The sequence below is a fragment of the Ideonella sp. B508-1 genome (genome assembly GCF_000333615.1).
In the GTDB taxonomy this organism is placed as follows: Bacteria; Pseudomonadota; Gammaproteobacteria; order Burkholderiales; family Burkholderiaceae_C; genus Ideonella.
In genome coordinates, this window is the sequence record NZ_BADL01000288.1 from 1 (window position 1) to 12160 (window position 12160).

13 protein-coding genes are annotated in these 12160 nt (G+C 69.4%); 8 read left to right on the forward strand and 5 right to left on the reverse strand.

Annotation, left to right across the window (positions count from 1 at the left end; translation table 11 throughout):
- The 3 genes from I73_RS12050 to I73_RS34690 form a co-directional block, all read left to right on the forward strand.
- On the forward strand, nucleotides 1-938 hold a 938-nt coding region (locus tag I73_RS12050; protein ID WP_026096640.1), incomplete at its 5' end, for an AMP-binding protein.
- Between the two features lie 195 nt (nucleotides 939-1133).
- Nucleotides 1134-1418 (forward strand): hypothetical protein, encoded by a 285-nt coding sequence (locus I73_RS12055; protein ID WP_026096641.1) that lies wholly within the window; start codon nucleotides 1134-1136, stop codon nucleotides 1416-1418.
- A gap of 79 nt (nucleotides 1419-1497) precedes the next feature.
- Nucleotides 1498-3189, forward strand: coding sequence for a DUF692 family multinuclear iron-containing protein (locus tag I73_RS34690; protein ID WP_306304233.1), 1692 nt, complete (start codon nucleotides 1498-1500; stop codon nucleotides 3187-3189).
- 10 nt (nucleotides 3190-3199) lie between these two features.
- Here the strand turns inward: I73_RS34690 and I73_RS27600 are convergent, their stop codons facing one another.
- The 5 genes from I73_RS27600 to I73_RS12085 all read right to left on the reverse strand — a co-directional run bounded on the left by I73_RS27600 (nucleotide 3200) and on the right by I73_RS12085 (nucleotide 7443).
- Nucleotides 3200-3793, reverse strand: coding sequence for a CBS domain-containing protein (locus I73_RS27600; protein ID WP_022980844.1), 594 nt, complete (start codon nucleotides 3791-3793; stop codon nucleotides 3200-3202).
- A 103-nt stretch (nucleotides 3794-3896) separates the two neighbouring features.
- Nucleotides 3897-4520: a membrane integrity-associated transporter subunit PqiC gene (locus I73_RS12070; RefSeq protein WP_022980845.1), complete on the reverse strand. Its 624-nt coding sequence runs from the start codon at nucleotides 4518-4520 to the stop codon at nucleotides 3897-3899.
- Nucleotides 4521-4541: 21 nt separating this feature from the next.
- Nucleotides 4542-5549 carry an MlaD family protein gene (locus I73_RS12075; RefSeq protein ID WP_022980846.1) on the reverse strand — a complete coding sequence of 336 codons (1008 nt, stop codon included), beginning with the start codon at nucleotides 5547-5549 and terminating at the stop codon, nucleotides 4542-4544.
- Nucleotides 5546-6259 carry an ABC transporter ATP-binding protein gene (locus I73_RS12080; RefSeq protein ID WP_234409490.1) on the reverse strand — a complete coding sequence of 238 codons (714 nt, stop codon included), beginning with the start codon at nucleotides 6257-6259 and terminating at the stop codon, nucleotides 5546-5548. Before I73_RS12080 ends, I73_RS12075 begins: the two co-directional genes overlap by 4 nt.
- A 62-nt stretch (nucleotides 6260-6321) precedes the next feature.
- A complete protein-coding gene (locus tag I73_RS12085) occupies nucleotides 6322-7443 on the reverse strand; it encodes an ABC transporter permease (protein ID WP_022980848.1) in 1122 nt (373 codons plus the stop codon).
- Nucleotides 7444-7867: 424 nt separating this feature from the next.
- On the opposite strand from I73_RS12085, the gene I73_RS27605 reads away from it, so the two are divergent.
- From I73_RS27605 to leuB, 5 genes are all read left to right on the forward strand, one after another.
- The gene (locus I73_RS27605; protein ID WP_234409491.1) at nucleotides 7868-8569 is read left to right on the forward strand and encodes a LysR substrate-binding domain-containing protein; all 702 of its coding nucleotides are present in this window, start codon (nucleotides 7868-7870) and stop codon (nucleotides 8567-8569) included.
- A 60-nt stretch (nucleotides 8570-8629) separates the two neighbouring features.
- Nucleotides 8630-10042: a 3-isopropylmalate dehydratase large subunit gene (leuC, locus tag I73_RS12095; RefSeq protein ID WP_022980849.1), complete on the forward strand. Its 1413-nt coding sequence runs from the start codon at nucleotides 8630-8632 to the stop codon at nucleotides 10040-10042.
- A gap of 110 nt (nucleotides 10043-10152) precedes the next feature.
- A complete protein-coding gene (locus I73_RS31625) occupies nucleotides 10153-10278 on the forward strand; it encodes an entericidin A/B family lipoprotein (protein WP_022980850.1) in 126 nt (41 codons plus the stop codon).
- Between the two features lie 9 nt (nucleotides 10279-10287).
- On the forward strand, nucleotides 10288-10938 hold the full coding sequence (leuD, locus tag I73_RS12105) for a 3-isopropylmalate dehydratase small subunit (RefSeq protein WP_022980851.1): 651 nt from the start codon (nucleotides 10288-10290) through the stop codon (nucleotides 10936-10938).
- Between the two features lie 47 nt (nucleotides 10939-10985).
- Complete coding sequence (gene leuB, locus I73_RS12110) at nucleotides 10986-12086, forward strand: 3-isopropylmalate dehydrogenase (RefSeq protein ID WP_026096643.1); 1101 nt, start codon at nucleotides 10986-10988, stop codon at nucleotides 12084-12086.
- The last annotated feature ends 74 nt before the right edge of the window (nucleotides 12087-12160 follow it).

Here is a 12160-nt window from a genome sequence, read left to right on the forward strand (position 1 = left end):
GCCTGGTCGAGAAGTACAAGGTCTCGGTGATGTTCTCGGCCCCCACCGCGGCCCGCGTGCTCAAGAAGCAGGACCCGGCCTACCTCAGCAAGTACGACCTCTCCAGCCTCAAGGCCCTGTTCCTGGCCGGCGAGCCGCTGGACGAGCCCACCGCCACCTGGATGGCCGAGGCGATCCACAAGCCCATCATCGACAACTACTGGCAGACCGAGACCGGCTGGCCCATCATGGCCATCTGCAATGGGGTCGAGCAGGCGCCCACCAAGTTCGGCTCGCCAGGCAAGGCGGTCTACGGCTACGACATCAAGCTGATCGACGAGGCCACCGGCGAGGAGATCACCGAGCCGAACAAGAAGGGCGTGATCGCGGTGGAAGGCCCGCTGCCCCCGGGCTGCCTGCAGACCATCTGGGGCGACGACGCCCGCTTCGTCAAGACCTACTGGTCCAGCATCCACAACCGGGTCATGTACAGCACCTTCGACTGGGGCGTGCGTGACGCGGACGGCTACTTCTACATCCTGGGCCGCACCGACGACGTGATCAATGTGGCCGGCCACCGCCTGGGCACCCGCGAGATCGAGGAGAGCATCTCCAGCCACCCGAACGTGGCCGAGGTGGCCGTGGTGGGCGTGGCCGACCAGCTCAAGGGGCAGGTGGCCGTGGCCTTCGCGGTGCTGAAGGACCCGGCCAAGGCGGCCACGGCCGAACAGGCCAAGGCGCACGAGGCCGAGATCATGAAGGTCGTGGACGATCAGCTGGGCGCCGTGGCCCGGCCGGCCATGGTCAAGTTCGTCAACGTGCTGCCCAAGACCCGCAGCGGCAAGCTGCTGCGCCGCGCCATCCAGGCGGTGTGCGAGGGCCGCGACCCCGGCGACCTGACCACCATGGAAGACCCGGCGGCGCTGCAGCAGGTCAAGGAGCTGGTCGCCACCAAGTGAGCGGCCCCAGCCCGATCGAACAGCCGCCTCCGGGCGGCTTTTTCGTGGTCGCTTCGTTTTTTTTCGCTTGGGGTGTAAGGAAGCGGGTGCGCTGTCGACTGACTCCTGTCCGCCGTTGAAGCTCGCACAGGCGATCGCGACGGCAGGCATTCCACACCCGGTGCCCAGGGCACGCATTGAACGAGGAAACGAACCATGAACACCAAGCTCTCCACCCTGTCTTCCTACCTGCTCGGCGCCAGCGCCCTGGCCGTCTCCAGCCTGGCCGCGGCGGCCACCGCACCGGCGGGGGCCACCGGCGCCGCCGTGGGCGCGGCCGATGCCGTGCACTGCTACGAGGTCAACAGCTGCAAGGGCATGTCCGACTGCAAGACCACCGAGCATGCCTGCAAGGGCCAGAACAGCTGCAAGGGCCATGGCTTCAAGGCCATGGACGCCAAGAGCTGCCTGATGAAGGGCGGCGTCATCGGCGACCTGTGAGCCTGCGCTCATGAACTCCGGCCAGGGCGGCAGTCAGCCGTCCTGGCACGCAGGACCCGCCATGCCACACGCAGCCACCATGCACGCGCCACTGACGCAGCCCCGCTTCGGCCTGGGGCTGCGCACCGCGCATTACGCCGATTTCCTGGCCGGTCCCCAGCCGGTGGACTGGCTGGAAATCATCACCGACAACTTCCTGGTCGATGGCGGCAAGCCTCTGGCCATGCTGGAGCGCTTTCGCGCGGACTACCCCATGGCCATGCATGGCGTGGCCCTGTCCCTGGGGGGCACCGATCCGCTGGACCTGGATTACCTGCAGCGGGTGCGGCGCCTGGCCGAGCGGGTGCAGCCGATGTGGGTGTCCGAGCACCTGTGCTGGACGGGGCAGGGTGGACGCGTGCTGCACGACCTCTACCCAGTGCCCTACACCGAAGAATGCGCGCACCATCTGGTGGCACGCATCCGCCAGGCCCAGGACGTGCTGGGCCGGCGCCTGGTGCTGGAGAACGTCTCCAGCTACGTTCGCTACCGTTCTTCCGAGGCCACCGAGTGGGACTTCCTGGCCCAGGTGGCCGAGGAGGCCGACTGTGACTTGCTGGTGGACGTGAACAACATCCACGTCAGCAGCGTCAACCATGGTTTCGATGCAGAGGCCTACCTGGCGGCCTTGCCGGCGCATCGGGTGCGCCAGATCCACCTGGCCGGCCACTCCCGCCAGGGCGACTTCCTGATCGACACCCACGACCATCCGGTGGCGCCGGCGGTCTGGGCTTTGTATGCGCAAGCCTGCCGTCGCTTCGGTCCGGTGGCGACCATGATCGAGCGCGACGACGACATCCCGCCGCTGGCCGACCTTCTCGGCGAGTTGGATCGGGCCCGCGCCGTGGCCCGAGACGCCCTCCTGCCGGCGGCTTCGCCCGGGATGGTGGCCGTGCCGCATGGGCGCAGCGTGCCCGAGGTGCCCACCCTGGAGGCGGTTCAGACCGAGTTGGCCGAGATGGTGCTGGCGCCCCTGGCGCCCACGCAGACCCCGGCCGCACTGGACCCGGCGGGACCGTTGCCGGGTCTGCGCGGCGCGCAGATCTGCCACCATGCCTACCGCGCCCGCCTGCACGATGCGCTGGCGGACAGCTTTCCCTGCCTGCACACCTATCTGGGCGACACCCAGTTCGCCGAGTTGGCCCGCTGGCATGCCGAGGAACAGCCACCACGGGTGCGGAACCTGGGGCGCTACGGGGCCGAACTACCCGCCCGCCTGGCGGCGCGCCATCCCCAGCACCCAGAGGTGGCCGAGCTGGCCGCGCTGGAGTGGGCGCTGCGCGGGGTTTTCGATGCGGCCGATGTGGCCGCCTGGACCACTGCCGACCTCGCTGCCGAAGGGGCCGAGGCCAGCCTGTCTCAGTGGCCGGTGCTGCATCCCACCGTGACGCTGCTGTGGCTGCACACCTCGGCGCCGGCACTTTGGCAAGCCCTGCAGGCTGTGCAGCGTGGGAAGGCGGGCACGCAGGAAGAGGCCGCGCCAGCGCTGCCCGACGTGCTTCACCACACCGTGCCGAGGCCCGTCCTGGTCTGGCGCAAGGGGGAACAGCCTCACTTCATGAGCCTGGACGATCCGGCCGAGGCCGCCTGGCTGGCGTCCCTGGGCGAGGAGGGGCAGAACATCGCGGTGTCCCTGGCCGCGATGGAGGCCAGGGGCGAGGCCCCCGACCAGACCACCCTGGCACAGTGGCTGGCCCGCTGCTGGGACCAGGGCTGGCTGCGTCGGGGCTGAGGCCGCCGGTTCAGAGTTCGGGCGCGGGCATGCCGGGCGTGCCCCAGGGCTTGAACACCACCCGCCGAGGCGCGGTGCTGCCCGCGGGGCTGGGCGAGGCGGCCGCGGCCGCCTGGCTGGCGGGGGGCGATGGCGGCGATGCGGCCGTCAGCGGCCCGCGTTCCTGCGTCTCCCGCAGCAGGCCGCTGCGCAGGGCCTGGGCCAGTTCGGTCAGCTCGCCGGCCATGGCTTCGAGCAGGTCATCGGCCGACACCAGGCCGACCAGGGCGTGCTCCTCGTTGACCACCAGCAGCCGGCGCACGCCGGCCTCGCGCATCGCGTGCGCGGCCTCGCCCAGGCTGGCCCGTGCAGGCACGACGACCGGCTCGCCCCCCACCAGGGCACCCACGTGCAAAGGCTCGATCGGCAGTTCACGGGCCAGCACCTCCACCGCCAGATCGCGGTCGGTCACCAGGCCCAGCACATGCGGGTGAGGTCCCTCCTGGCGGTTCACCACCACCAGGGCGCCTACATGCTGGGCGCGCATCAGCCGCGCGGCATCGGCCAGCGTGGCGCTGTCATCCACCGCCACCAAAGGGTGGCGGCACAGGCGTGTCAGGCTCATGAGAGGGCTCCCGGGCGTGTGTGTGCCCAGTCGCGATTCGATCACCTGGGGCGGCACTCGCCTTGACCTCGCTCAATTGCGGATGGGGGGCTGACGTGGGGCTTCAGGGGTGCTCCGCGGTCCTGGCGATGTCCTGCGCCAGGGCCCACAGGGCCTCGCGGTGGGCGGCCACCAGCGTGTCTGGCGCGGCATCCTGGAGCGGCACGCGCTGCTCGAACTGGCGCACCAGTGCGGTGGTTTTTCCGTCGGGGTCGGCCAGCCACCAACGGGCGCTCAGCAACAACGCTTTGCCATCGGCCGACGCCTCGAAGGCCTGCACTTCCACCCTCAGCACCTGCTGGGCGCGCAGGCCGCCGGGCAAGGGGGACGCCCAGACCTTGTCCGTCCCGCGCAGCCGAGCCAGGTCGGCGCGCAGCACCCGCGGCACGGCGTCGCGCAGCGGCTCGGCCCAGCGCTGACCGGGCAGGGCGCGCAGGCCGGTGGCGCCGCTGGGCCACAACAGGGCATCGCGGTCGAGGTAGTCGGGCAGCCGCACGCTGGACACCAGCCACACGCCACTGGTGGCGGCAGAGGGGGGCGCCGCGGTGACGCCAAGGGGCGCGCTGGGCAGGCGGTAGAGCTCGACCGGCGGCGAGCTGCCACAGGCGGCCAGGGCCAACAGCCAGGGCGTCAGCACGGCAGCCCGGACGGGCCGCGGCCAGAAGAACAGGGAGCGGAGTGTGGGCATGGGCTGCTTTCCGGGCGCCGTTCAGCGGCGGCCCTTGATCACCGATTCGGGTTGCTCGTCCAGGGTGTTGGCCAGCTCGCGCAACTCCCGGGCGGCCTGGGACACGTCGTGCAGCGCCCGCTGGAGGTTCTGGTTCATCGGCGAGTCGTCGCCGACGGCATCCCGCAGCGCCGCCGCGCTGCGCGAGAGCTCGTCGGCCGAGCGGGTGAGGTTCTGCATCAGCGGCGAATCGGGCCCGAAGTTGGCGCCGACGCGCTGGGAGGTGCCCTTGACGCTGCTGGCGGCCTCACCCACGCGCTGCATGCTCAGCCGGGTGGTGGCCAGGGTGTCCTGGGCCGAATCCAGCAGCGGGTTGAGCCGCTTGTCCAGCGTGCTGCTGACCCGACGCAGGTTGTCCGTCGCCACCTCGAGGTTTTTCAGCACATGGTTGGCCTCGGGCCCGCTGACCATGCGGCGGGTGGAGCTGGCGATGGCCGAGACATCGTTCACCAGGCGCCGAAGGTCCAGGTTGTCCACCTGGTTGCGCAGTTCCTGGAAGGCGGTGGCGATGGTGGGAATCTCGCTGTGGGTGTCTTCGCTGATGTAGCGGGCGGGCTTCTCGGGGTGGAAATCCAGGTCCACATAGAGCTGGCCGGTCAGCAGACTCTGGGTGGCCAGTTGGGCGCGCAGGCCGCGCTGCACGAGGCCGGGCAGGGTGCTGTCATCGCCACCATCGGTCTTGCGGCCGGTGATGCTGGCGACCATCGCGCGGTCCAGTTCCGCGGTCACCGGAATGGTCACGTTCCGGGTGTCGGCGTCATAGGCCACGCCGATGGCGCTGACACTGCCCAGGCGCACACCACGGAAGACGACCGGTGCCCCGACCTGCAGCCCGTAGACCGAGCCGGCGTAGTGCATCACGACCTTCTGCTTGTGCACCAGCAGCCGTCCGCCGGCCAGTGTGAGCACGGCCACGAACAGCACGATCAGCCCGGTCACCACGAACAGGCCCAGCATGGCCGGGTGGGACTTGCGGTGGGCGGCGCTCATGGCCGGTTTCCCCGGCGCAGGAACTGGCGCACCGGCTCGGGGCCGTGGTCAAGCAGTGCGCGCGGTGCATCCAATGCGGTCATCGTCTTCTCCTTGGCATCCAGGAACAGGGCGCGGTCGGCCACGGCAAAGATGCTGTCGAGTTCATGCGTCACCATCACGATGGTGGTGCCCAGGTGGTCGCGCAGGCTGAGGATGAGTTCGTCCAGCCGCGCGGAGGTGAGGGGGTCCAGACCGGCCGAAGGCTCGTCCAGGTAGAGCAGGGGAGCATCCAGGGCCATGGCGCGGGCGATGGCCGCGCGCTTCTTCATGCCGCCGGAGAGCGCGGCCGGCGAGGCGTCGAAGGCGCCATCCAGCCCGACCAGGGCCAGCTTGAAGCGCGCCACGGTCTCGATCTGCGCCTCCTCCAGATCGGTGTATTCGCGCAGTGGCAGCATCACGTTTTCGCCCACGCTCATGCTGCTCCAGAGCGCGCCGGCCTGGAACATCACACCGAAGGAGCGCCGCACGGTGTCGAGCTGGTCCTCATCGGCCTCGGCCAGGTCGATGGTGCCGTAGTGGATGTGGCCGGCCGCAGGGGCCTGCAGGCCGATCAGATGGCGCAGCAGGGTGCTCTTGCCGCAGCCGCTGCCGCCCATCAGCACCAGGATTTCGCCGGGCTGCACGGCAAAGCTCAGATCGCGCTGGACCACCTTCTCGCCGAAGGCCATGGTAAGACCATCCACCCGGACGAGCGGGGCTGGTGGGGTCATGGGAGGCGCGCTGTCCATCCTCACCACCCCAGACGCTGGAACATGATGGTCAGCACCGAGGCCGCCACCACCATCCAGACGATGGACTGCACCACCGCCGCGGTTGTGGCATCGCCCACGGCCTGGGCGCTGCGGCCCGCGTTCAGGCCCTGGCGGCAGCCGGCCAGCGCCACCAGCAGGGCATAGACCGTGCCTTTGAGCAGACCGATGCTCAGGTGGGTCAGCGTCAGGGCCTGGCCGCAGCGCACCAGGTACTCGGCCGATTCCACGTGGTAGATGCCCACGGCCACCAGCCAGCCCGCGGCCACGCCGACGATGGCGGCGTACAGGGTCAGCAGTGGGGCCATCAGCACCATGGCCAGCACCCGCGGCAGGACCAGGTGCTCCATCGGCGGCAGACCCAGGGATGCCAGGGCGTCGATCTCCTCATTGGCCTGCATGCTTCCCAGCTGGGCGGCAAAGGCGGCGCCCACCCGGCCGGCCAGGATGATGCCGGTCATCAGCGCGGCGATCTCTCGCACCACGCCGATCGTGACCAGGTCGGCGATGTAGATCTGGGCGCCCAGGCGCTGCAACTGGGCCGCGCCCATGTAGGCCACGATCAGGCCGACCAGGAAGCTGACCAGCGACACGATGGGCAGGCTGGCCGGGCCGGTGGCATGGAGCTGGAACATCAGGTCCTCGGCCCGCATGGCGCTGCGCCCGCGCAGGCCCCGCAGCAGGGCCTGGATCAGTTCGCCGATGAAGCCCAGCGTGATGCGCAGCCGGTCCTGGGATTCGGCCAGCAGGAATCCCACGCGAGCCAGCCAGCCATGGCGGGCCGGTTCGGCCCCGGGGCTGGCTTCCGCGGCGCGGGCCAGGGCCAGCACCTCCCCCAGCCCGGCGGGCAGTCCTTCCCAGCGCAGTCGGTCTCCCGCCTCGCGCGCCAGCGCCCACAGCCGGGCGGCCAGCAGACTGTCGAAGTGGGTGAGACCGCGTCCGTCCACCACCAGCGGGCCGGAGGTCGGCGGGGTTGGCCATGCGAGCATGCCGTCGCGCCCATCGCCAGCCAGCACCAGGCGGGACTCGGATGCCCCCGTCTGCCATCGCAAGGCATCGGCCGGGGGGCGTGGGGCGGCTGGGGCGGACAGGGACTCGGTCATGCAGGAAGGGGTGCCGCGGAGGCGGCCTGAGGCCTGACTGTAGCCCTTGCCGCGTCCCGCTGCCCGAGAGGCCAGGACGCTGACGCTGAGGGCGTGCTTGCGGTTTCCCCGAGGGGGTATGAGAATTCGCGGATTGCGAAGGCTTTGTGATTCAGCTCCGTGTGCAGGTTTGCAAGCCTTCGTGCAACATTGCGTCCTTGCCCCTGTGGAAGGGGCGTTTGCTCACATGCGCTTCGACCTCGTCACGCTCAATCTGGTGCTCGCCATCGCCGAAACCCGCAACATCACACGGGCGCGGAGCGCGAGCACCTGGCGCTGGCCGCCGCCAGCAAGCGCCTGAAGATCTGGAGACCCGCCTGGGCGTGCAGCTGTTCGAGCGCGGCGCCCGTGGGGGGGGAGACCACCGAGCCCGGGCGCGCCCCTGGTGCGCCACATCCGCAGCCTCAACGCCTCCCTGCATGCGCTGGAGAGCGAGGTGGTCGAGTTCAGNCGCGGCATCAAGGGCCATCTGCGGGTGGCGGCCAATGCGGCGGCCATCGCCGAGTCCCTGCCCGTGACCCTGGCGGCCTTCTCGCGCGAGCATCCGCAGATCCGCATCAGCCTGGAAGACCTGACCAGCGCCGAAGTGCAGGCGGCCGTGGCAGATGGCCGTGCCGACGTGGGCATCTTCGTCGGCCCCGCCACCGATGGCCGCCTGAGCACCTGGCCCTACCGCGCCGGTGACCTGGCCGTGGCCCTGCCGCGCGGCCATGTGCTGGCCGCTTCGGGCCAGGCGCTCAACTTCGACCAACTGCTCGATTTCGACATCGTCGGCCTGCCCAGCGGCGCCTCGGTGCACCAGCGCATGCTGCAGCGCGCCCTGGAGGCCGGCCGCACCCTGAATGCGCGCCTGCAGGTGCGGGGCTTCGACGCCATTGCCCAGCTGGTGGATGCCGGCCTGGGGGTGGCGGTGCTGCCCGCGGCCGTGGCCAGACGCTTTGAGCGCCTGTTCGCCATCGAGGTGCGTCCGCTGGACGAGCCCTGGGCGCACCGGCGCTACCTGCTGGCCGCACGCAGCCAGCCCGTGCTGCCCACCGTGGTGCAGCGTTTCATCGACGCCCTGGTGGCCCGTGCCTCCGAGGCCTGAATCCCCGACAATCCCGTCTCTGGCTTTTTCGCCATTTCTCCCGCCACAGAAGCCCTTGCCATGACCGCTCGCACCCTCTACGACAAGCTGTGGGACGACCACGTCGTCCACACCGAGGAAGACGGCACTGCCGTGCTCTACATCGACCGCCAGCTGCTGCACGAAGTGACCAGCCCGCAGGCCTTCGAGGGCCTGGATCTGGCCGGTCGCAAGGTCTGGCGCCTGTCGGCCAACCTGGCGGTGAGCGACCACAACGTGCCCACCACCGACCGCAGCCACGGCATCGCCGACCCGGTGTCCAAGCTGCAGGTGGACACGTTGGACGCCAACTGCGACCGCAGTGGCATCACCCAGTTCAAGATGGGCGATGTGCGCCAGGGCATCGTGCACGTGATCGGCCCGGAGCAGGGCGCCACGCTGCCCGGCATGACCGTGGTCTGCGGTGACAGCCACACCTCCACCCACGGCGCCTTCGGCGCGCTGGCCCATGGCATCGGCACCTCCGAGGTGGAGCATGTGCTGGCCACCCAGACCCTGCTGGCCAAGAAGGCCAAGAACATGCTGGTCAAGGTGGAAGGTCAGGTGGCCAAGGGCGTTGGCGCCAAGGACATCGTGCTGGCCATCATCGGCAAGATCGGCACGGCCGGCGGTACCGGCTACACCATCGAGTTCGCCGGCTCGGCCATCCGCGCCCTGAGCATGGAAGGCCGCATGACGGTGTGCAACATGGCCATCGAGGCGGGCGCCCGTGCCGGCCTGGTGGCGGTGGACGACACCACCATCCGCTACGTCCAGGGGCGCCCCTTCAGCCCCAGCGGTGTGGAGCTGGAGCAAGCCATCGCCTACTGGCGCACCTTGCACTCCGACCCCGGCGCCCACTTCGACAAGGTGGTCGAGCTGGACGCTGCGCAGATCCGCCCGCAGGTCACCTGGGGCACCTCGCCCGAGATGGTGCTGTCCATCGAGGACCGCGTGCCCGATCCCGACAAGGAGAAGGACGCCGTCAAGCGCGACGCGATGGAGCGCGCGCTGACCTACATGGCGCTGGAGCCCAACAAGGCGCTGGCCGATGTGCGCATCGACAAGGTCTTCATCGGCTCGTGCACCAACAGCCGCATCGAGGACATGCGCGAGGCCGCCGCGGTGGTCAAGCGCGTGGGCGGGCGCATCGCCGCCAACGTCAAGCTGGCGCTGGTGGTGCCGGGCTCGGGCCTGGTGAAGGCCCAAGCCGAGGCCGAGGGCCTGGACCAGGTCTTCAAGGCCGCGGGCTTCGAGTGGCGCGAGCCGGGCTGCAGCATGTGCCTGGCCATGAACGCTGATCGGCTGGAGCCGGGCGAGCGCTGCGCCTCCACCTCCAACCGCAATTTCGAGGGCCGTCAGGGCGCGGGTGGCCGCACCCACCTGGTCAGCCCGGCCATGGCCGCCGCCGCCGCGATGGCCGGCCACTTCGTCGATGTGCGTCGAGTCATGTGACCACCCCCTACGGCCTGACGGCCACCCCCTTTAAGGGGGCGCCACCACCGGACCGGCCAAGCCGGACCGCGGTGGCCGCCGGAGGGGCTGAGCAGAGTTAGGAACATCCCATGAGAGTCGTTTTATCCCTGATCGCAGCTCTGTTCTTGCTGACCGCCTGCAACACCATCGAAGGCATGGGCAAGGACATCCAGAAGGCCGGCGAGAGCATCGAAGGCGCAGCCAAGAAGAAATGAGGCACTGACATGGACCAATTCACCGTGCACAAGGGCCTGGTGGCCCCGATGGACCGCGAGAACGTCGACACCGACGCGATCATCCCCAAGCAATTCCTGAAGTCGATCAAGCGGACCGGCTTCGGCCCGAACCTGTTCGACGAGTGGCGCTACCTGGACCACGGCGAGCCCGGCCAGGACCCGGCCAGCCGCAAGCCCAACCCGGACTTCGTGCTGAACCAGCCGCGCTACCAGGGCGCCTCGGTGCTGCTGGCGCGTGCCAATTTCGGCTGCGGCTCCAGCCGCGAGCACGCGCCCTGGGCGCTGCAGCAGTACGGCTTCCGCGCCATCCTGGCGCCCAGCTTTGCCGACATCTTCTTCAACAACTGCTTCAAGAACGGTGTGCTGCCCATCGTGCTGCCGGCCTCGCAGATCGCCCGCCTGTTCGACGAGGTGGCGGCCTTCCCGGGCTACCAGCTGACCATCGACCTGCCGCGCCAGGTGGTGGTGAAAGCCGACGGCAGCGAACTGCCCTTCGACGTCCAGCCCTTCCGCAAGTACTGCCTGGTCAATGGCTTTGACGACATCGGCCTGACCCTGCGCCACGCCGACAAGATCAAGACCTACGAGGCCGAGCGTCTGGCCAAGATGCCCTGGCTGAACCACCGCCTGCCGGGCTGAGCGCCTTCGCTTCGCCGCGAACCAAGAACCAAGGAATCCCCATGAGCATGAAGATCGCCGTGTTGCCGGGTGACGGCATTGGCACCGAAATCGTCGCCGAGGCCGTCAAGGTCCTGAAGGTGCTGGACCTGCCCTTCGAGATGGAAGAGGCCAAGGTGGGCGGTGCCGCCTACGAGGCCCACGGCCATCCGCTGCCCGAGAGCACGCTGGCCCTGGCCAAGTCGGCCGATGCCATCCTGTTTGGCGCCGTGGGCGACTGGAAGTACGACACCCTGGACCGCCCGCTGCGTCCCGAGCAGGCCATCCTGGGTCTGCGCAAGCACCTGGGCCTGTTCGCCAACTTCCGCCCGGCCCTGTGCTACGAGCAGCTGACCCACGCCTCCAGCCTCAAGCCCGAGCTGGTGGCCGGTCTGGACATCCTGATCATCCGCGAGCTGACCGGCGATATCTACTTCGGCCAGCCGCGCGGCCGCCGCACCGCGGTGGACGGGCACTTCCCCGGCGCCGAAGAGGCCTTCGACACCATGCGCTACTCGCGCCCGGAGATCGAGCGCATCGCCCATGTCGCCTTCCAGGCCGCCCGCAAGCGCAACAAGAAGGTCACCAGCGTCGACAAGGCCAATGTGCTGGAAACCTTCCAGTTCTGGAAGGACGTGGTCACCGAGGTCCACAAGGACTACCCGGACGTTGAGCTCGAGCACATGTACGTGGACAACGCGGCCATGCAACTGGTGCGCGCGCCCAAGAAGTTCGACGTGGTGGTGACGGGCAACATGTTCGGCGACATCCTCTCGGACGAGGCCGCGATGCTGACCGGCTCCATCGGCATGCTGCCCTCGGCCTCGCTCAATGCCGAGAACCGCGGCCTGTATGAGCCCAGCCACGGCAGTGCGCCGGACATCGCGGGCAAGGGCATCGCCAACCCTTTGGCTACAATCCTGTCCGCTGCCATGATGCTCCGTTTCTCACTCCAACAGCCTGAAGCCGCCGACCGGATCGAGTCGGCCGTGCGCGCTGTGCTGGCCGCGGGCTATCGCACCGTGGACATCTGGAGCGAGGGCACCCAGAAGGTGAGCACCCGCGAGATGGGCGATGCCGTGGTTGCGGCCGTCGCCGGTAAAACCATTACCACCATTACCAAGAGCTGACAGCTCGGTTCCGTCTCGCCCCCACACCCTGGACCCCGGCGAACGAGCCGGGGGAGTCAGGGGTCCGGGACAAC